This is a genomic window from Sorangiineae bacterium MSr11367, from assembly GCA_037157805.1.
Taxonomy (GTDB): Bacteria; Myxococcota_A; Polyangia; order Polyangiales; family Polyangiaceae; genus Pendulispora; species Pendulispora rubella.
The window spans coordinates 1,434,456-1,453,398 of sequence record CP089983.1; the positions used below are offsets into that span (position 1 = coordinate 1,434,456).

At 62.6% G+C, this 18,943-nt stretch carries 19 protein-coding genes; 12 read left to right on the forward strand and 7 right to left on the reverse strand.

The features are described 5' to 3' along the window. Position 1: 1 nt before the first annotated feature. Positions 2-2,152: a beta galactosidase jelly roll domain-containing protein gene (locus LVJ94_05965; GenBank protein WXB06779.1), complete on the reverse strand. Its 2,151-nt coding sequence runs from the start codon at positions 2,150-2,152 to the stop codon at positions 2-4. Positions 2,153-2,311: 159 nt separating this feature from the next. Further along, on the reverse strand, positions 2,312-2,614 hold the full coding sequence (locus LVJ94_05970; protein ID WXB06780.1) for a hypothetical protein: 303 nt from the start codon (positions 2,612-2,614) through the stop codon (positions 2,312-2,314). Between the two features lie 123 nt (positions 2,615-2,737). Here LVJ94_05970 and LVJ94_05975 point away from each other — a divergent pair, with 123 nt between their 5' ends. The 5 genes from LVJ94_05975 (at position 2,738) to LVJ94_05995 (ending at position 7,579) form a co-directional block, all read left to right on the forward strand. Further along, positions 2,738-3,208, forward strand: a complete 471-nt coding sequence (locus LVJ94_05975) for a hypothetical protein (protein WXB06781.1) — start codon at positions 2,738-2,740, stop codon at positions 3,206-3,208. A 51-nt stretch (positions 3,209-3,259) separates the two neighbouring features. Then, positions 3,260-3,862: a sigma-70 family RNA polymerase sigma factor gene (locus LVJ94_05980; protein WXB06782.1), complete on the forward strand. Its 603-nt coding sequence runs from the start codon at positions 3,260-3,262 to the stop codon at positions 3,860-3,862. Beyond that, positions 3,849-5,207, forward strand: coding sequence for a FecR family protein (locus LVJ94_05985; protein WXB06783.1), 1,359 nt, complete (start codon positions 3,849-3,851; stop codon positions 5,205-5,207). The genes LVJ94_05980 and LVJ94_05985 overlap by 14 nt, the downstream gene beginning before the upstream one ends. Before the next feature lie 43 nt (positions 5,208-5,250). After that, the gene (locus tag LVJ94_05990) at positions 5,251-5,955 is read left to right on the forward strand and encodes a hypothetical protein (protein WXB06784.1); all 705 of its coding nucleotides are present in this window, start codon (positions 5,251-5,253) and stop codon (positions 5,953-5,955) included. 253 nt (positions 5,956-6,208) lie between these two features. After that, positions 6,209-7,579, forward strand: coding sequence for a sigma-54 dependent transcriptional regulator (locus LVJ94_05995; protein ID WXB06785.1), 1,371 nt, complete (start codon positions 6,209-6,211; stop codon positions 7,577-7,579). Positions 7,580-7,581: 2 nt separating this feature from the next. On the opposite strand, the gene LVJ94_06000 is transcribed toward LVJ94_05995, so the two are convergent. Then, complete coding sequence (locus LVJ94_06000) at positions 7,582-8,961, reverse strand: response regulator (GenBank protein WXB06786.1); 1,380 nt, start codon at positions 8,959-8,961, stop codon at positions 7,582-7,584. Positions 8,962-9,293: 332 nt separating this feature from the next. Between LVJ94_06000 and LVJ94_06005 the strand changes: the two genes are divergently transcribed. The 4 genes from LVJ94_06005 (at position 9,294) to LVJ94_06020 (ending at position 12,027) form a co-directional block, all read left to right on the forward strand. Beyond that, positions 9,294-10,091 carry a class I SAM-dependent methyltransferase gene (locus tag LVJ94_06005; protein WXB06787.1) on the forward strand — a complete coding sequence of 266 codons (798 nt, stop codon included), beginning with the start codon at positions 9,294-9,296 and terminating at the stop codon, positions 10,089-10,091. A gap of 388 nt (positions 10,092-10,479) precedes the next feature. Continuing rightward, complete coding sequence (locus LVJ94_06010) at positions 10,480-10,881, forward strand: CBS domain-containing protein (GenBank protein WXB06788.1); 402 nt, start codon at positions 10,480-10,482, stop codon at positions 10,879-10,881. Between the two features lie 189 nt (positions 10,882-11,070). Beyond that, positions 11,071-11,466 (forward strand): CBS domain-containing protein, encoded by a 396-nt coding sequence (locus tag LVJ94_06015; GenBank protein WXB10687.1) that lies wholly within the window; start codon positions 11,071-11,073, stop codon positions 11,464-11,466. A 33-nt stretch (positions 11,467-11,499) separates the two neighbouring features. Then, positions 11,500-12,027: a hypothetical protein gene (locus tag LVJ94_06020; protein ID WXB06789.1), complete on the forward strand. Its 528-nt coding sequence runs from the start codon at positions 11,500-11,502 to the stop codon at positions 12,025-12,027. Positions 12,028-12,639: 612 nt separating this feature from the next. Here the strand turns inward: LVJ94_06020 and LVJ94_06025 are convergent. Then, positions 12,640-14,259, reverse strand: coding sequence for an amidase (locus tag LVJ94_06025; GenBank protein ID WXB06790.1), 1,620 nt, complete (start codon positions 14,257-14,259; stop codon positions 12,640-12,642). A 122-nt stretch (positions 14,260-14,381) separates the two neighbouring features. On the opposite strand from LVJ94_06025, the gene LVJ94_06030 reads away from it, so the two are divergent. Next, the gene (locus LVJ94_06030; GenBank protein ID WXB06791.1) at positions 14,382-15,203 is read left to right on the forward strand and encodes an NmrA family transcriptional regulator; all 822 of its coding nucleotides are present in this window, start codon (positions 14,382-14,384) and stop codon (positions 15,201-15,203) included. Between the two features lie 4 nt (positions 15,204-15,207). Here LVJ94_06030 and LVJ94_06035 read toward each other — a convergent pair whose 3' ends face one another. Then, positions 15,208-15,651, reverse strand: coding sequence for a response regulator (locus tag LVJ94_06035; GenBank protein ID WXB06792.1), 444 nt, complete (start codon positions 15,649-15,651; stop codon positions 15,208-15,210). 14 nt (positions 15,652-15,665) lie between these two features. Here LVJ94_06035 and LVJ94_06040 point away from each other — a divergent pair, with 14 nt between their 5' ends. Further along, positions 15,666-16,064 (forward strand): low affinity iron permease family protein, encoded by a 399-nt coding sequence (locus tag LVJ94_06040; protein ID WXB06793.1) that lies wholly within the window; start codon positions 15,666-15,668, stop codon positions 16,062-16,064. A 13-nt stretch (positions 16,065-16,077) separates the two neighbouring features. Here LVJ94_06040 and LVJ94_06045 read toward each other — a convergent pair whose 3' ends face one another. Beyond that, the gene (locus LVJ94_06045) at positions 16,078-16,371 is read right to left on the reverse strand and encodes a hypothetical protein (GenBank protein WXB06794.1); all 294 of its coding nucleotides are present in this window, start codon (positions 16,369-16,371) and stop codon (positions 16,078-16,080) included. A 493-nt stretch (positions 16,372-16,864) separates the two neighbouring features. Between LVJ94_06045 and LVJ94_06050 the strand changes: the two genes are divergently transcribed. Continuing rightward, positions 16,865-17,935 (forward strand): DNA topoisomerase IB, encoded by a 1,071-nt coding sequence (locus LVJ94_06050; protein ID WXB06795.1) that lies wholly within the window; start codon positions 16,865-16,867, stop codon positions 17,933-17,935. Here the strand turns inward: LVJ94_06050 and LVJ94_06055 are convergent. Then, complete coding sequence (locus LVJ94_06055; protein WXB10688.1) at positions 17,916-18,329, reverse strand: ATP-binding protein; 414 nt, start codon at positions 18,327-18,329, stop codon at positions 17,916-17,918. The two genes, LVJ94_06050 and LVJ94_06055, sit on opposite strands and share 20 nt — an antisense overlap. Positions 18,330-18,943 lie beyond the last annotated feature (614 nt).

Sequence of the window (18,943 nt, forward strand, 5' to 3'; positions counted from 1 at the left end):
TCTAGTTCGTCGTCAGCGTCCAGACCACGTCATCGGTGTAGCTTTCCGTGCCTCGGCTGCCGGTGACGGTGATGTGGTTGGCGCCAGGCGCGAGGTTGACGTTGGGCCATGTGTAGATATGGTTGCTCGAGGAAGCGGTGCCTATCGGTGCGCCGTTGACGCTGAGGCTGACGCTGTCCACGTTGCCATAAACCTTGACCGTGGTGGTGGCTTTGGTGCGGTTGGTCCAGCGGCGGCTGGTGATGTACACGAACGGTTCGGCGGTCCAATTCGCCTTGTAAAAATAGAATGCATCTTTGCGGGTCGCACGATCGTAGGTGACCAGGCCCTTGTCGTTGCGGCCGTAGCTGTCGCCCTCGCTGCGGATGTCGGCGGCAAAGTCGAACATGTTCCACACGAACGTTCCCCATAGGTACGGGCGGGCGGCGATCTGATTCCAGTGCGTTTCGTGGTAGAACGATTGGTACTCTTCCGGATGCCAATCCGAATCGGGTACCGGTTTGGGCGGGTTTGCCGCGTGCTGCTGAATGCTTGCTCCTGCACCGTATTCGCTGATGCCAAACATGCGCGTTGGCTGGCTTTGATGCACCCCGTCCATCCACGCGCCGAAGTCGCCCGCGGCGCCGTAGTACCAACCAAAGTACTTGTTCCAGCCGGTGGTCTCCGCGTGCGTCATCATCTTGAATGCGGGACTCTTGTCGTGCGCATAGGTCGACAGGCGCTCCGGATCTTCCTCGTCGACCACGCGGGCGAGGCGCTCCAGCAGGGAATTCGTGGCCTCGTCGTCGATGAACTGCTCGTTGCCCACGCCCCAAAATACGATCGAGGGATGGTTGTAATTCTGCCGGATCATCTCGCGAAGTTGCTGCTCGGCATTGGCACGGAACTCTGGCGTGTCCGTGACATGGTTGACCAGCGGGATCTCCGTCCAAACCACGTATCCGCGCTCGTCGGCGAGATCGTACACTTTTTGATCTTGCTGGTAGTGGGCGGTACGCAGCGCGTTGACCCCCATTTCGTCCATGATGTCGAAGTCGTTCGTGTGCTCGGCATCGCCGAGCGCCCAGCCCTTGTCGAGCCGGTCCTGGTGTCGATTGACGCCGTGAAGGGCGAGGTGGCTTCCGTTGAGCGCAAACCCCGTGTTGGCGTCCACGTGAAAGGAGCGCAGTCCAATCCGCTCGGTGATCACGTCGGTGAGCACGCCGGTATCGGCGTCCAGGATCTCCACGCGGGCGCGGTATCGATAGGGGGCCGTGCGCCCATTCCAGAGGTGCGGATCGGCGATGGTCAACGTCTGGATGACCTGGTCCAACGCCTTGCGGGCGAGCGGCAGGACGGCACCGAGCGCTCTTGCCACCACGTTGCCCGCCGGATCGGTGATGGAGATGCGCGTCCGCACGCGACGGGATCTCGCGCTGTGGTTTGCGATCTTCGTGGTGACGTCGAGGGTGGCAGACGTCGCGTCCACGTTGCGTTGCCGGAAGTACGCTCCGGGGCCGGCGTCGTCGAGCATGTCGAGCGAGAGATCGTCCGTCACCTGCAAGCTCACCGTGCGGTAGATGCCACCGAAGAAGGTGAAATCCGCGGTGAGCGGTGCGATATTCGCATTTGGTGCATTGTCGACTTTGACGGCAATGACATTGTCGCGGCCGACCTGGAGTGCGCTCGTGGCATCGAAGCGAAAGCGAGCAAACCCGCCCTCATGGCGACCCAGATGAATGCCGTTCACCCAGACATCGGCGACCATGTTTGCGCCGTCGAACTGCAGCCAGAGCTTCTTGCCAATGAAACGGAGCGGCACCGTGTAGTGACGGCGATACCATCCGATTCCGCGGTAGTAATCGGCGTTGCCGTCCTGTCCGTCTTTGGCATTCCACGTATGCGGTATGGTGACGCTGGACCAGCCCGAGTCATCGAATTGCGGCAACGGCACGTCTGCGGCATCGCTGCGAAGGAAGCGCCAGCCCTCATCGAGGTCCACACGCCGTCGCACCTCACGCTGCTCGCACTCCGCATCGAGCGGCGCCGACGCGCGGTCGTCCGGGATCGAAGGCGTCGCGTCGATGGGGATATCCGCCGAGCAACCGGCAAGCAAGAGCCCAGATGCCATCGGATACCCCCACCCGAAATGCCCATTCCTTCGTCTCGTCATGGGGCGAGCCTAAGGGAGCGCCATGTGCTGGTAAATCAACGTCTGAAACCGGTGTCACTTTATGCGTCGCGTTGCGAGGCATCGCCAGTGCGATCGGTCTATCGCGATTTCATGAACCAGCCTCGATTCGAGCTTCAGAGCTCCTAATGGACGGCACGATCAGTGGCCGCAGTAGGTGTCCACCGACTCCTTTTCGAGGGGGAACCCCTTTTCCTTCGCCAGCTCCCACGGCCTGACGCACTTGTTCTCTTTGGCGCACCATCGATAGCCGGCCGACCCAATGCAGCCGTGCGCATCGCGATCGCTCCCAGGCATGGGTCGCGCGGACTCGCTCTCGGGAGCCGCGCTGGCGGAGCCACTTGCCGCTTCGCTCGGGGTTGGCGTGGTCGCCGCAGGCTTGCTGCACGCGCCCACGACGACGCACCCGGCGAGAAAAAGAACCTTGGTGATGGCCTGTTTCATGGTCCGAGTATAGGGCGAGCGAAGGGTTGACGGACGCCTCACACCGCTTGAGCATCGACTGGCTCAGCCCTTCGACGCCTCGTCGCGTGGGAACTTTCATCATGGCTCGTTGTGTAAGAGGGCATGAGCCACTCCGTCGTTCGTGCACTCCTCGTCTCGTGCCTCTTGCTCCCGATGACCGCGCCCATGCGGAAAGTATTGGCGGCTTCGCCCGCATTGGCCGTGGTCGACCTCGGGGAGGCATCCTTTGCTTCCACGAAGACGAATGAAACCTGGGCCACGATCCATTTGGACGGGCGCATGGAGATGGATGGCCAATGGGTGCTGACGATCCATTCCGATGGCCGGTTGGTGGACGCCGGCGGCAAGCTGATATCGTCGATGGCAGCCAATGGCCGAATCGACAGTGGACTGATCATCGATCCCGATGGGATGGTGCACACGGCCGAAGGTACGGTCATCATGCAGATTGCACCCGACGGGGTGCTTCTCGTGCGGGGCAAACCCACCTTCGTCCGAATCAATGTTTCCAACCCAAGAGTACGGCGCGGTGCGATGTTTGCGTTCTTGCTGCACCGAAATTGGCGCGGATAGCGAGTGTTCTGCCTCCGAGGGAACCTTCACGCAGGTTGGCTGTGTAAACCCATGATGCTAGCGATTGGCATGGGGGAGCTCGATCGCGATGCCCTGAGGCGATGCAAACAGCACGACCCCATAGCCATGCGCGCCTTCGTGGTGCATTACCAGAGCTCCGTTTTTGCCCTTTTATCGCGCCTTCTTGGAAAGACGCATCCCTATTTGGAAGACGTTGCACAGGAAGTCTTCGTGCGTGCCTATCGTGCCTTCCCGGGCTTCGACCTCGATCGCGACGCTCGAGCGTCGACGTGGCTGCTCACCATTGCCACGAGGTTGGCCCTGAACGAGCGAAAGCGCCGCGTCTTCGCCGCGCTCCCCATCGACGCGAAGCGCGAGCCGCCGGCCCCGACGACCCCGGAAACCGAGCGTTCGCGCCGAGAGCTGGGGAGGGCCATCGAGGCCGCCGCCGCCACGCTTTCCGCCGACCAAAGGGCCGTCTTCGTGCTCGCCGAATACCATGGTTGGAGTGTGGCTGCGATGGCCCGTGCGCTCGAAATTCCCGAGAACACGGCGAAAACTCGCCTCTTCCGTGCACGTGAGAAGATGCGTGCCCTGTTGCTTTCATGGTCTTCGAACGGCGGCGCATCGGAGGCAAACGATGATCGAGGATGATGATCTTCTCCGCGGCGACCGCCTCGACCTCGAAGCGTGGCAGCCCGGCCTCCCGCCCCCCGGATTCGTCGATACCGTCATGGCCCGGGTCGAGCGGGAACCGCAGCAACGTCGCAAGCTCTGGCTTCGTCTGGGCGCCGTGTCTCTGGTCGCGAGCGCCGCCGCCGTTGCCATGCTGGTGGGTCGACGCGACGCACCGCCTTGGCGCGGGGAGCTTGCCGCCAAGGAACGAACGGAAATGGCCATCGCCGGACGAGCATGGATCGTCATCGAACCGGGGACGCATCTCCGGTGGGAAGGCAAGAGCGTCACCCAAGACGATGGCGACGTTTTCTATCGCGTGGATCCGGGAGGCCCATTCCGCGTTCGGACGCCCGCGGGCGATGTGGCGGTGCGCGGAACGTGCTTTCGCGTGAAGGTGACGAAAGAACGCGCGCTTCCCGGGCGCGATGCTCGTGTGGCGACGCCGGAAGCCATGGCCTTCGTCGGCGTCTACGAAGGGAGGGTGACACTAACCCATGGCGCGACGAGCATCGGCCTGGCCGCCGGCGAAGGTGGAGAGCTCGATGGCGCAGGCCCGCGTCGCACCGGTGACCTGGAGCAGGGAATGCACGCGTTCGACCTTCGGACCCTCGGTTCGGCCGAGGCGAGTTCTGGCGGCCTCTCCGACGTGCGGAAATACGCACTCCAGCTCGAGACCCTCGAAGGGGAAAAAGCGCTTCTCGAAGAGCGTCTCGCGACGGCAACCCAGAGGCTCGCGGCCACGAGCGATGGCGGCATCAATCCCAACTTGGCCTTTGACCTGTCGGCCGACGACTGGAAGGAGCTCGCACGTTCGGGATCGTTGAAATTTCGTATGCCATGCCTATCGCAAAAGCCGTGGAGTCCCTCGCCGGAAGAGCGCGACGAGCTGGGCCTGAGCCCAAACGATGGCAAGGTCATCGAAGAGGCCTATCGCAATCTTTACGAGCGGGTCTGGGGGGAAATTCGGCCGCTCTGCGTGAGCGCTCTCAACGCGGAGGTGGCCGACAAATTGGGCCCGATGGGCTGCGGCAATGCGCTTCTTTCGGTGGCCTCGAGCGGGCCGCACGCCCACGCTGAGGCGCGACTTCACGTTGCGGAAATGCGAGCCGGCTTTCGCCCCCTTCCCAGCGCAGGCGACGCGCGGGTCCCCGTCCTCGAGCGCGTCCTTCTGAGTTTCACCGGTCGCCTGTCGGATCTGGAGACCGATCTGGCGCGCAGCTTCGGTCCGCAGGAAGCGCGCCGCTTGGTGTATTCCGATGCATTCTGCGCGTGGAATGAGTCCTGGGCGGAAACGCGCAAAAGTCCTTCCCGTGGCCACTGACCGGGCTGGTGTTGGGCGCCCACTTCGCATACAGGATGGAGAAATGCGCTCGTTGAATTTGATCGGTGGTGAAAAAGGTGGTGTAGGCAAGTCGGTCACTGCCCGGGTTTTGGCGCAGTACTTCATCGACCGGGGCCGGCCCTTCGTGGGGTTCGATACCGACCGCTCGCACACCTCGTTTGCGCGCTTTTATCGCGATTATGCGTCGCCGGTCGTCGTGGACACCTACGAGGGGCTGGACCAAATCGCCAGCGCGTTCGAGCAGGAATCTCCCGACGAGCCGCCGCGAAGCGTGATCGTCGACCTTGCCGCCCAGACGGCGACGCCTTTGGCGCGCTGGGTGAAGGAGTCCGATCTGCTCGCTCTGCTGGAAGAGATGGATGTCACCGTCAATTTTTGGCACCTGGCCGATACCGGAAAAGACTCCGTCGACCTTCTGGATCGGCTGATCGAAACGTATGGGCCGGGGCCCAACTACCTCGTCGTCAAGAATCTAGGGCGCGGGTCCGATTTTTCGCACCTCGAGGAATCGCAGGCGCTGAAGACCGCGCTGGCCTTGGATGGCAAACTCGTTGCGTTGGGCGCGTTGCACGAAACCAGCATGCGCAAGATTGACCTCCAGAACTTGAGCTTCTGGGCGGCCACCAACGCCCGCTCGGGGCCGGACGCCTTGGGCATGATGGAGCGTCAACGTGTCAAGTCGTGGCTCAAAGCAACCTACGCCACGTTGGACGGATTGCAGCTGTAAGATCAGCGTGGGATGCGGCTTCACGAATACGAAGTTGCACCCTCGCGCTCTCGCGCTTCGGACGTAGAAGGCCCGGTTCGCGACGTAGACGTCGAAGGTAGCCTTCAGTCCGTCGTAGGCATCGGCGCAGTGCTACCTGTACCGGCGGATGGCTCATCAGGTAAGTGCGCGTCGGATCACGGGACGCGCGATCCGGGGCGCTTCGGCGCTATGCTCATGTGGACGTGGCTGACGGCACGAGGAGAAGTGACCCATGAGCAAGGCTAGAATCCTCGTCGTCGATGACGAGGCATCCGCCCGCAACGGACTCGTAAAGCTCCTAACGCAGGAGGAGTACGTGGTGGACGCTGCGGCGGACGGCAAGGAAGGACTCGAGATCATCCTCGAGAAGGCTCCCGACTTGGTCGTCACCGATCTCAAAATGCCGGTCATGGGAGGTATGGATCTCCTTGCACGCGTCAAGGAGCAGGCGCCGGCCATTCCGGTCATCATGGTCACGGCCCTAGGTGACGTGAGCTCGGCGGTGCTGGCCATGCGCGCGGGCGCCGCGGATTATCTCTCGAAGCCGATCGACTTCGGTGCGCTGCTGGTGACGATCGAGCGCTCGCTGGAGCGCCGCGAGCTCGCGGCCGAGGCGGAAAATCTCCGCCGGCAATTGCGTCAGCGCGATCAAGAGGGACTCGAGGGGTTGCTCGGCACGAGCCCGGCCATGAACAAGGTTTACCGTATGGCGCGCCAGGTGGCTCCATCCCGCGCGACAGTGCTCATCACGGGCGAGAGCGGCACGGGAAAGGGTGAGCTGGCCAGGGCGATCCACACCCTGAGCCCGCGCGCGAAGGCTCCGTTCGTCGCGCTTCATTGCGCCGCCCTCGCGGAGTCGTTGCTCGAGAGCGAGTTGTTCGGTCACGAGCGGGGCTCCTTCACCGGGGCCGACAAGCGTCGAACCGGGCGCTTCGAGCAGGCGCACAACGGCACCCTCTTTCTCGACGAAATTGGCGAGATTCCACAGCCCACCCAGGTCAAACTCCTCCGCGTTCTACAGGAGCGGACGTTCGAACGCGTCGGGGGAAACGAGCCCGTTCATGTCGACGTGCGCCTCCTCGCCGCGACGAACAAAGATCTCGCGGCCGAAGTGCGCGAGGGGCGTTTCCGAGAAGACCTCTATTATCGACTTCACGTCGTTCACGTCGAAATGCCGCCGCTACGTCTTCGCGGAAATGACGTGGCGATGCTCGCCGATCACTTTCTGAGAAAGTTTGCCCGAGAAAATCACAAGCGGGTGGACGGTTTTGCCGAAGCGGCACGCGCCAAGCTCGTGGGGCACCGGTGGTCAGGCAACGTGCGCGAGCTGGAAAATGCCGTCGAGCGGGCCGTGGTTCTGGCCGAGGGAAACCGCATCGAGGAAGATGATCTGCCCTTCGACGGGACGCCGATCGCCCAAGGTCCCGTGCGCATTCCAGGTGCGACGATGGCCGAGATCGAGAAATACGCGATCCTGTCGACGCTCGAAGCGGCCAATGGGTCGACGGCGCGCGCCGCCGACATTCTCGATATCAGTGTACGTACCATTCAATATCGGCTGCACGAGTACGGCGTCGTCTTGCCACGCGCACGTTCATCGTGAGGCTAGATGGTGAAGTAAAAGGTCGCCCCCTTGTCGGGGGCGCTGTTCGCCCAGATACGGCCGCCGTGGCGGTGGACGATGCGCCGCACGATGGCGAGGCCGATGCCCGTTCCCTCGAAATCTCTCGTGGAGTGGAGGCGCTGGAATGCTTTGAAGAGTGAATTCGCGCGGCTCATGTCGAACCCTGCACCGTTGTCACGCACGAAGCAGACCGGGACGGCGGTGTCGACGAATTGTCCAAACTCGATCCGGGGCCGCTCGACCTTCGAGGTAAATTTCCAGGCATTGCCAATGAGGTTCTCGAGGACCACTCGAAGCAACGATTCGTCGGCATCGACGAACACCCCGTCCTGGATGACGAAATCGACCTTGCGATCGGTATGCGCCATCTCGAGCTCGATGGTCACGATTTGCGCGAGCTTCGATAGATTCGTCGGCCGCTTTACGAAATCGCTCTTGGCCGCGCGCCCGAGCCGCAGCAGATCATCGATGATTTGACTCATGCGCTGCGTAGCGCGGCGAACGCGCAGGAGGCGGTCCACGCCCTCCGGGCCCAGATTGGCCGCGTGCTCCTCGAGGAGTGCCTGGCTTATGCCTTCGATGCCCGTGAGGGGGCCACGCAGATCGTGGGCCACGGAGTAGCTGAATGCTTCGAGTTCCGCATTGGCCGCCTCGAGTTCGGCGGTGCGTTCGAGGACTCGCCCCTCGAGTTCGGCGTCGGCTCGATTCGCCTCCTCGCTCGACATGTGAGGCGGTGACCCGAGGTTTCGCAAACTCGGCGGCCCGCTCGTCCCAAGCGCACGCCGCAAGATCTCCCCGAGCGCATGGGCGAGCGCCGTCGCCCTGGGACCTTCGGTGAGGGAAGTGCCGTAGACCGCCTCGTCGACGAGGTTCTCGTCGGCGTCGATCGGAACGATGCTCTCCCCGACGGATCGCAGGGCCTTGACGAACCACTGTTCGCGCGCGCGAAGGCGCGCATCGATCTCGTGTCGGTGCAGGGCGATCTCGATCGCGCAGCGCAATTCGGGAATCCGAAATGGTTTTACCAGGTACGCCAAGGGTTCGGTGCTCTTGGCACGCCGGAGCGTCTCGGTATCCGAATGCGACGTCAAATACACGATCGGAATGTTTTGTTCGCACCGGATTGCCTCGGCCGCTTCGATGCCATCGAGGGGCCCGATCAATCGGATGTCCATGAGGATGAGGTCCGGCGAAAGGCTGCGCGCCTTCCGGATCGCTTCCTCGCCCGTTGCCGCATTGCCGACCACGTTGTACCCGAGCTCCGCAAGCGTCGCTGCGACGTCGGCCGCGATGATCCGCTCGTCCTCGACCACCAAAATTCGGCCGACATCCTCCGATTCTGATGTCCGTTGATTCCCCATTTGCCACCCGCCCCGCGCGTACATGACACGGACCGATCAAGGCTAACCACTTTGACCCGAACAGGCGAGTGAACCGAGACGAGGTGAGCCCAACAATCCTTCTCGGCTGGCCCAACATGGTCAGCGAGGCGACCGGCTGAGTAGTGCGGTATGCGGGGTGCACGCGACTGGACCGCGTGCGCTCCAGTTTCTACCATCGACAGGCGATATCGACCCCGAGGTGAGCACCGCCCGCATTTCCTTCGGGTCGAGCAACCCTCCGCGGTGCCGACGGCGAAGTAACGTAGATACCGCACGAGTCCGGATTGAACGACGACGAAAGCGAGGATGCCATGGGCCCGATTGCACAGTTCAAAGAGGACGCAAAATTGGCCTGGTCGACGTTTGCGGCCACGGAGACGATTTCAGGCTCGGTCGCACCGCAGCTCGTGCGGTTCGCCGGAATCGCCGACGGGACCAGCGTGCTCGACGTCGGCTGCGGAACCGGGGTCGTGGCGCTCACCGCGGCGCGCGTCGGCGCACGCGTGACAGGGCTCGATCTCACGCCTGAACTCCTCCAGCACGCCAAAGAGAATGCGCGGACGATGCGGGTGGACATCGATTGGCACGAGGGCGACGTCGAGGCGCTGCCGTTCGATGACGGGCGCTTCGAGATCGTCGTAAGCCAATTCGGGCACATGTTTGCACCGAGGCCGAATGTCGCCCTTCGAGAAATGCTGCGCGTGCTCCGTCCCGGCGGCGTCATTGCCTTCTCGACGTGGCCTCCGGACGTGTTCACCGGCAAAATGTTCGCCCTGGTCGCGGGCTACGCCCCGCCTCCTCCGGCAGGTGTCGCGTCACCGTTGCAATGGGGCGATCCGACCGTGGTGCGCGAACGGCTAGGTTCCGCGGTAAAGGATATCTGCTTCGACCGCGGCACGATGCGGATGCAGATTCTCAGTCCGCAGCATCACCGTGAGTTCATGGAGCGACACATCGGTCCCGTGAACAAGCTCGTTCGCGCGCTGGAAGCCTCGGACAAGCAACGTCTCGCCGAGTTCCGCCGCGAATTCGAGGAGCTCTCGAGCGTGTACTTCGAAGACAACCACGTCCGGCAGGATTTTCTCATGACCCGCGCCGTCAAAGTGTAGACGACGTCATCCCGGGTGCTTTCGAATCTGTCGATCGCGGGGCTCGGGCGGCGGGTCCGGACCGCGCTCGACGCAATCGGTGCGCCGTGACGAACATTCTCCACCTACGGCTCGACGTCCAAGGCGCCCGAGCTCCTCGATGTCAGCGTACGCATGATTCAATACCGTTTGCATGAATATCACCTGAGCGCAAAAGATGCCCGGGTAGGGCGTCCGGCGCGGTAGCTCGTTCGAGCCATGCATCGATTCGGTGCGGAAACTGCGCCTCCGCGCAAACGGTGCACGTCCCCATGGTTGCGCTGATGGTCTTTTCCGCGAAATACACGAGGTGGCACTGCTTTCGCACTTCGCTGAAGTGACCATGAGCCTCGCCCGATTTCTTCGCCCGATGATCACCGTTTCTGAACACGACTCGGTGGCGATGGCCGCTGCCAAACTTCGCGATGCCCACGTAGGGTGCGTCGTCGTCACGCGCGGCACGCATCCGGTTGGTATCGTCACCGATCGCGACCTCGCCGTGCGGGTCGTGGCCGAGGGACGTGATCCCTGGCGGACCCTCGTTTCGGACATCGTGACCTACGATCCCTTCGTCGTCGCCGTGACGGATGGCATCGAAACGGCTCTCAGGCGCATGCGCGAACATGGCGTCCGGCGGATGCCCATCGTCGACGAATCGGGTGGTGTCGTGGGCATGGTGACCGCCGACGACCTCGTTCTTCTCGTCGGTCGCGAGATTTCCGACCTGTGCGATGGCATCCAAAGGGGTGCAGACGCCACCGACAGCCGATGAACGTCCGCAGTCGAACGAGACAATGACGAAACATCGATACGAATGCGAGGATGCATTCTTGCTCCGTGAGGCATCATGATAGGAAGTCAGACGAGTCGTCGGCGCAGGACGGCCAAAATATCCATGGCCGTTCGACGAAAGCAAAAGCCGCATGGGTCCACCACATCGCCTTATGCGGTGGCGGCCTACATGACGGTGTCACCCCATTCGATCGGCCGTGATCAATCCCTACAGACGGCTCATGACATGATGCGACTTTACGATATACGGCATCTCCCCGTACTCGAATATGGCAGGCTCGCGGGCGTTCTTTCGCAGCGCGATCTCTATATGATCGAATCGTTTCCAGGTGTCATCGTTCGACATACGCGCGTCGAGGACGCCATGTCGGAGGATACTTATTGCGTCCGCCCGGAAGCGCGCGTCGAGGAGGTGGCGGGGGAGATGGCCGAGAACAAGTACGGCTGCGCGGTGGTGTTGTCGGGCGTCGAGGTATGTGGGATTTTCACCACGACGGATGCATTGCGGGCTCTGTGCACGCTCCTTCGTTTGCGAGAATCCGAGGGAGCCCTGAGCACGCGCTAGGTGCTCGCGACGACGTCGGCCTAGGAGGTTTTCATGGTTCAACCAACGACGACTTCGAATGCATCGAATGGGAGCGAACACGTCGTCTCCCCAGGGTGCTGTGCACCCTTCGACCCTGCCGAGTGGGACAAGGACGAAATTACGTGGAACGAAAGGCCATTTTTGCGTGAATCCGTGCGCAGCTTTTTTCATGTGCCGCTCGACATGCGGCAGAAGGCAAAACGTGGGACGCGTCTCGTCGAGGCCGCGGATGCCGCGCCCGAACGGGGCATCATTCTGTGCGAGGAACGCTCCCGATGGGGCGCCAATCTCTACATCGAAGCAACGCGCCCCATCGCGGGGGCGGATATGGCATTCCTTTCCGGGACCTACCTGACGAAAGTCTACGAAGGGCCTTATCGAGATGCGCCGATCTGGGTGCAGGACATGCAGACGTACGTCTCGTCCGAGGGCGCCTCCGCGGAGAAGATTTACTTCTGGTACACCACCTGTCCTCGCTGCGCGAAAGCCTACGGGAAGAACTACGTCGTTCTCTTCGCAGAATTGAGCACACGGGCGTGAACCTCGAGGGATAGACAGACGAGTGGGAGGGAACGTCGCGTTCCCACTTTCCGAGAGGAGGGAATGTGATACCCCTCGCTCGCGTACAAGACGGTTCCACTCGTCGAAGCCCCGGAGGTCGTCATGCTCGAATCGAAGTCATCGGTCGCATCTCGATACGCGTCATGAGCTCATCGCCATCGAACGAGATGGACGCGAGCCCGGGGGTAACCCTTGGTGCTCCTGACATGGTCCACCGAGTGGTGCTCGGACTTCTCGGCTTGGTCCTGGCGTGTATCTCATTTACGATCCTGATGGAGCCGAGTTGCGACAGCCCATGGATGTCGAACCCTGACATCCTGCAGCATTCGATTTTCGTAGGATGTGTCTGGGTCTATTTCATTTTATCGGCGATTCTGAGCGCGCTCACACGCCGGTGGATTCGTTCGTGGACCGTATCGACGACCCGACCTTGGCTCTCGCTGTTCGCATCCGCGGCGATGGTGTCGTTGCTCGTTCCTGCCTTTTGGTTTCTCGTTACCTTCGGCATGTGCTCGTGACGGCCCGGGATCAGTAGATCTCCGTGGCAGCGACGGTCGGCGTTGCCACGGCGGTCGTGCTCTACGTTCGCTTTTATTCTTTGTGAGTTTGGAATCTCGCGCGGAGGAGCGGCTCGCTCGAGCCGAGCGACCACGTTGGCAGATAGTGCGGTGCGCGGCGTGCACGCGTGACGCGTTCCACTGCGGCGGCCAGGGAAAGCACCCGCGCGTCGGCCCACCGATTGGCAAAGATGGAGACGCCCACGGGGAGCGGCCCCACGAAGCCTGCGGGCACCGTGGTGTGCGGATAGCCGGCAATGGCGGCGGGGGTCGACGACGGGATAATGTCGTTGTCGCCACGTGCGCAATCCGTCGTCCACGCCGGCGGATTCGTCGGGGCGAGGATCGCGTCGAGTCGGAACTGCGCCAATGTCTCGTCGATGGACCTTCGCGATAGATCCGCGAGACGCGCGCGGCGTGCCCGATAACCGGGATCGGTTGGCGGCGGTGCCGCATCGGCCTGCTCGAAGAGCTCTTGATCGCCGAAGCAGGTCCGCTCGGCGGGATCGCTCTTGTTGTACGCGATCAAGTCGGCCAGCGTACGCGGGCCACCTCGCCGCGTGGCAAGGTAGGCGTTGATGTCCCGTTTGAACTCCGTGAGCAGGGCAGGGAGCTCGTCGGCCGCGAGCTCCGCTTGATACGGAGGCACGACTTCGATGACCGTCGCCCCCTGGGTGCGCAACGTCGCGGCGGTGGTCCGCACGATCCGCTCCACGTCGGGGCCGAGCTCGGGCAAGTTCCACATGCCGATGCGTGCTCCGCGAAGCGCACGCGGATCCAGCGCGCGCGCATAATCGGTCGGCTGGTTCGGCGGGACATTCGCCGTGGCTGCATCCGCAGGATCGCGCGCCTGGAGCACGGAGAGCGCAATGGCCACGTCGACGACGTGCCGCGCGATGGGGCCCGTCGTATCTTGCTCGCTCGAAATGGGGATTACGCCCGTACGGCTCACGAGCCCCAAGCTCGGCTTGTGCCCCACGACACCGTTCATGCCTGCGGGACAAACCACCGAGCCATCGGTCTCGCTGCCGATGGCCACTTGCGTGAGCGAGGCCGCCACCGCGGCCGCGGAGCCCGCCGACGACCCGCACGGGTTGCGATCGAGCACGTGCGGATTGTTCGTCTGCCCACCCACACCGGACCATCCCGAGGTCGGCTTGATGGATCGGAAGTTCGCCCACTCGGACAGGTTCGCCTTGCCGAGAATCACCGCCCCCGCCGCACGCAGCCGCTGCACGAGGAACGCATCGCCGGCGGCCGCCCCCTGGAGCATCGCCCGCGATCCGGCCGTCGCAGGCATCGCCGCGGTGTCGACGTTGTCCTTGAGCAGCACCGGGATGCCATCCATCGGCCCCAGCGGCGTTCCCGCGCGGTAGCGCGCATCGCTGGCGGCCGCCTCGGCGAGCGCTTGCGGATTGACCGCCAGCACCGAGTTGACCTTGCCATCCACGCGTGCGATGCGGCGCAGATAGACCGATGTGAGCTCCGTCGATGTGAGCTCGCCCGCGCGCATCCCCCGCGTCAGATCGGGGATCGTCGCACGATCCAACGATAACCCGCCGATGCTCTCGGTCGTGTCATCGTTGGCCTCTACGCTTACGCTTACGAGGAGGGCCATCAGCGCGAAGGAAGCCAGCCTACGAATGGTTCGCATGGGCAAACCTTATTCCAAAATAGAGATCTTTGTCAGTTCGGGCGTGCCCCTGCGCACATTTCTTGCGGATGCATACCGAGATGCACATCATCCTCGGAGCAACGGGACATATTGGGTCAAGCTTGACGCAGGCACTGCTCGAACGCGGAGAGCGCGTCGAGATCGTCACGCGCGACGAAGGAAAAGCGGATGCGTGGCGGCGTCGCGGTGCGCGTGCCGTTGTCGTCGACGTTCACGACACGGGCGCGCTGCGCCGCGTCTTCCAGGGTGGCAAGCGGCTATATCTCCTCAACCCGCCGGCGCCTCCCTCGACGGACACCGCCCGCGAGGAGCGCGCGACGCTGTCGAGCATCCTGTCCGCGCTCGAAGGCTCGGGGCTCGAGAAGATCGTGGCCCAATCGACGTACGCTGCGCAGCCCGGCGATCGCATAGGTGACTTGGGCGTGCTCTACGAAATGGAGCAAGCGCTTGCGGCGCAGCCGATCCCGAGCAGCATCTTGCGGGGCGCGTACTACATGAGCAATTGGGAGGCGTCGCTGGAGACGGTGATGGCGAAGCGCGAGCTTCCGAGCTTCTATCCGACCGACATGGTGTTCCCCATGGTGGCTCCCTCCAATCTCGGGGAGGTGGCCGCGCGGCTCATGACGGAGCCCCTAGGGTCGAGCCGGCTGGTGCACGTCGAAGGGCCCGAGCGCTACTCGCCGAACGATGTCGCGGCCGCCTTCGGTGCGGCGCTGAAGACGGTCATAAGGGCCGTCGAAATCCCGCGCGCCGACCGCGTGGCGGTCTTGCGAAGCATGGGCTTCTCGGAGCCGGCGGCCGAGTCGTTCTCCGCGATGACGGACGCCGCGATGCGCGCCGAAATCCCCGCGCCCGAGCACGCAATCCGCGGCACCACCTCGCTCGCCACCTACGTCACGCAGCGTGTGCAGGTGAGTCATTGACCGGCTATGAATCCACGTTGGCGGTCAAGTCATGCACGGCTTGGAAGAGCTCTTCGAAATTCGCCGGTTTGGACAGATGAACGTCGAATCCGGATTCGAGGGCCCTTCGCCGATCTTCGGGATACGCGAAAGCGGTCACCGCAATGGCCGGCGTGCGCCCTCCGCGTTCGACGGGCAACGCTCGGATGCTTTGGAGCAGTTGGTTTCCGTCTTCGTCGGGCATGGCGATGTCGCTCACGATCAGGTGCGGTTTGAACATCTCCAGCATGCGCCTTCCTTCGCTTGCAGACGGCGCCGTGCGCACGCTCGCGCCGCGGAGGCGGAAGAACATCTCCATGACCAGGCGGCTATCGCGTTCGTCGTCGACGACGAGGACTCGGATGCCCGCGAACTTTGCCGTTGGGCGCCGCCTTCCCCGTATCGAGGGCACCTCGTCCACCTTTTGCATTGCGTCCATCTTTCATGGAAGAACGATTTCGAAAGTTTGCTCACGCGACCGCTGAAGCTGCTGGCCATTCGAAGGTCTTCTTCATCGCCCTTCTCACTATTTGCATTTGGGCGGCAATTGGTCCAGTTTTTCGCTTTTCGGATACCTGGCAGCTCGTCATCAATACGGGCACCACCATCATCACGTTCTTGATGGTCTTTCTTATTCAGAATACGCAAAATCGTGACGCGAAATCCATTCACCTGAAGCTCGATGAGCTGATTCGCTCCAATTCTCATGCGCGCAACGCGCTTTTGGCGCTGGAGGACATGAGCGATGAAGACCTTCAGAACCTCCAAGGCGAGTTCGAACGACTCGCCCACCGATTGCACAAAGTCCGCAAGAGTCGCTCGGGTCACGAAGCGAAGGCGTAAGGCGGCGGTCGGCCTACAGCACCTCGATCCTTGGACTCTCGGGCTTGGGTCGCCGGCTTTGGACGCGTTTCGCAGAGTCGCTCGCCGCGCTCACCGCGAGATGGACGACTTCGTACTTGCTGCCCTTCGGCGTAGCCAGGGCAGGTGGGGTTGCGAGGGCCTGCTTGATGAGACGCTGTATCGTGTTGAGAGCCAGCGCACGCGTCGCCGCGGTGCACTCGCACTCGGGCAACAGTGGACACTGCGCGCTCACATGACCGTTCTCTTCGTATCGGAGAAGAATGGGAAGATTTTGGAGGGTGTTCACGGCCGACCCCCTTTCCCATGTTGATGCGCGAGCTCCGACTTTCCTGCGAGGTGCTGTCTTCTCTGTTTTCTCACCTGGCCAGCCTCCATGTTCGAGAACGGGCCCCCCGTGGACGGAGCCCCCCTGAAGGAGAGCTCATTCGCCGACGACCTTGAGCACGAAGCGAGCCAATTCGCCGTGTGCACGGTCGAGCAGAAATACCGCGGAAAACGAGCGGTATCCGAAAGGCCGCGGCTGGCTGATCGCCGCACGGTACAGCAAAAATGCCACACGGGTGTGCGTTTGCTCAGCCGCCGTCGAGGGACCCTTCACGTGTCGTCGGCAAATGCTCCCGAGAAGGGTGACGCACCGCTCACAATCCAAAAAATGGAATATTGAAATGGCTATAGCGGGGCTCACGGTCATTTGGGCGGCGTTGTGGCACTTCTGCCCTTTGGGGCGCATGGTTCTGCGACGACCTCGAGTCGGTACGCCCAATGCATTCGGGTCTTTCGTGTCGAACACACCCTCGCGCGTATCCGGGGTCGTCCTCGAGGCATTGGACGCCGCCAAGGCCGCTGGTTTGCGGTACGTGAGCGACTCATCACCCGGCATACGGCGCGTTCGCTGTGGCAAAGGGGCGCGCTACGTGGCCCCCGACGGTTCCGCGGTGCGCGATCCCGAGATGCTTCGGCGTATCCGCGGCCTGGTGATTCCACCGGCCTGGAGCAAAGTGTGGATCGCCAGAATTGCGAATGCGCATATTCAAGCCACGGGGCGCGACGCCAAAGGTCGTAAGCAGTATATCTATCATCCGCGCTGGCGCGAGGTGCGCGATGAAAGCAAATACGACAAGCTCGTCGCCTTTGCGCGCGCCCTGCCCAAGATCCAGAAGACCGTCGACATGCACCTTGCCCAGCGCGGGCTGCATCGCGAAAAAGTCCTCGCGACGGTGGTTCGTCTTTTGGAGATCACGCGAATCAGGGTGGGCAGCGAGGAATATGCTCGGACCAATGGCTCGTTCGGGTTGACGACATTGCGCGGACGTCACGTTGACATCGACGGAGGGCGGCTTTCGTTTCACTTTCGCGGAAAGAGCGGAAAAGAGCATGTCATCGACGTGGAAGATCGCCGGCTCGCGCGCATCGTCGCACAGTGTAGCGAGCTGCCGGGGCAAGAGCTCTTCCAATACGTGGACGAAGCGGGCGAGCGTCACACCATCGAGTCCGCGGATATCAACGAGTACATCCGCAGCATCGCCGGCAATGGCTTCACGGCGAAAGATTTCCGCACCTGGGCGGGGACGGTGTTGGCCGCGCGTGCTCTTGGCGAGCTCGCTGCTACGGTGACGACGAAGCCGACCAAGAAGGCCATCACCGAGGTCGTCAAAGTGGTGGCGACGCACCTCGGCAATACCCCCGCGGTGTGTCGCAAGTGCTACGTCCACCCCGCAGTCTTCGAAGCGTTCACCGATGGCTGGCTCGGCCAAGTGCTTCGCGCGAAGGCCGAGGAAAAAGCCGTCATCGCCATCATCCAACGCGCTGCGCGCGGCGCCGACCATCGAGTCACACGCTCCGCCGCGTGATAGCAAACGATTTGCTCGACCGAGCGTGCGCCCCGCTGGGCAGCAGGATGGATATCGTCGCGCCGCCCCCCGCCGTGCCGTCGACGGCGACGCTTCCCCCGTGCGCCTCCACGATTCCCCGAACGATGGCCAGTCCGAGGCCGACACCATGGCGATCCATTTTGTCACCTTGCCAAAACGGACGGAAAACTTCATCTCGTTGCTCGGGAGGAATCCCTGGACCGGTATCGAGCACGCGGAAGATGACATGGGTATCCGTACGCTCGAGCGCCACCCAGACACGGCCGCCTGGCGGAGTAAACTTGAGGGCGTTCGAGACGACGTTTCCGATGGCTTGCTCGATACGAACGGGATCGCACTCAATGGGCACCTCGTCTTCCGGCAGATCGCTCATCATGACGATGCGCTTTCGATTCGCCGCATGCCGGAACTGCTCGAGTACCACCTTTACGAGATCGCGTGCATCGGCCCACTGCTGGGTGATCGACATATGCCCCGGTTCGAGCTCGGACATGGCCAGCAAGTCTTCGATGAGGCGCGCCATCTGCCTGGTACTTCGCTCGATCGCCTCTCCGACCGCGACGGCATCCACTGGCGAGTGTGTCTTCAAGAGCTGCGCGTATCCGTCGACGATGTGAACCGGGTTGCGAAGATCGTGTGCGACGATGGCCATGACCTGTTCGCTTCGACTGAAGACAGCCTGCTCGACCTCATGGGCATTCGCCGCCATCATTTCGTCGATGGCGAGATGCAGCAACTTCGATTCGTCGAGGGCGAGGACGATGGAGTTTGCGTCGCAGAACTCGAGAAGAACCTCACGAAAAACCGACAATTCGCGGGTGGTCTCTTCCGCAGTGTAGTTGACATCGAAACGGTGGCGCGCGTGCGTGGTCCCGAGCTCCTTCGTATCTACGGTGTGGCGACCACTGATCTCGGATTCTCCCGCCAGATGGTGCGTCTCGAACTTCTCGATGATGCGATCGATGAGCGTGGGGATGCTATCCTCGA

Bases quoted from the DNA above. Each gene is read 5' to 3' on its own strand.
- LVJ94_06000 (WXB06786.1), bottom strand. From the start codon at position 8,961: ATGGGGAATCAACGGACATCAGAATCGGAGGATGTCGGCCGAATTTTG.
- LVJ94_05980 (WXB06782.1), top strand. From the start codon at position 3,260: ATGATGCTAGCGATTGGCATGGGGGAGCTCGATCGCGATGCCCTGAGG.
- LVJ94_05985 (WXB06783.1), top strand. From the start codon at position 3,849: ATGATCGAGGATGATGATCTTCTCCGCGGCGACCGCCTCGACCTCGAA.
- LVJ94_06020 (WXB06789.1), top strand. From the start codon at position 11,500: ATGGTTCAACCAACGACGACTTCGAATGCATCGAATGGGAGCGAACAC.
- LVJ94_06005 (WXB06787.1), top strand. From the start codon at position 9,294: ATGGGCCCGATTGCACAGTTCAAAGAGGACGCAAAATTGGCCTGGTCG.
- LVJ94_05995 (WXB06785.1), top strand. From the start codon at position 6,209: ATGAGCAAGGCTAGAATCCTCGTCGTCGATGACGAGGCATCCGCCCGC.
- LVJ94_06040 (WXB06793.1), top strand. From the start codon at position 15,666: ATGGAAGAACGATTTCGAAAGTTTGCTCACGCGACCGCTGAAGCTGCT.
- LVJ94_05970 (WXB06780.1), bottom strand. From the start codon at position 2,614: ATGAAACAGGCCATCACCAAGGTTCTTTTTCTCGCCGGGTGCGTCGTC.
- LVJ94_05975 (WXB06781.1), top strand. From the start codon at position 2,738: ATGAGCCACTCCGTCGTTCGTGCACTCCTCGTCTCGTGCCTCTTGCTC.
- LVJ94_05965 (WXB06779.1), bottom strand. From the start codon at position 2,152: ATGACGAGACGAAGGAATGGGCATTTCGGGTGGGGGTATCCGATGGCA.
- LVJ94_06035 (WXB06792.1), bottom strand. From the start codon at position 15,651: ATGCAAAAGGTGGACGAGGTGCCCTCGATACGGGGAAGGCGGCGCCCA.
- LVJ94_06025 (WXB06790.1), bottom strand. From the start codon at position 14,259: ATGCGAACCATTCGTAGGCTGGCTTCCTTCGCGCTGATGGCCCTCCTC.
- LVJ94_05990 (WXB06784.1), top strand. From the start codon at position 5,251: ATGCGCTCGTTGAATTTGATCGGTGGTGAAAAAGGTGGTGTAGGCAAG.
- LVJ94_06055 (WXB10688.1), bottom strand. From the start codon at position 18,329: ATGAGCGATCTGCCGGAAGACGAGGTGCCCATTGAGTGCGATCCCGTT.
- LVJ94_06010 (WXB06788.1), top strand. From the start codon at position 10,480: ATGATCACCGTTTCTGAACACGACTCGGTGGCGATGGCCGCTGCCAAA.
- LVJ94_06015 (WXB10687.1), top strand. From the start codon at position 11,071: ATGACGGTGTCACCCCATTCGATCGGCCGTGATCAATCCCTACAGACG.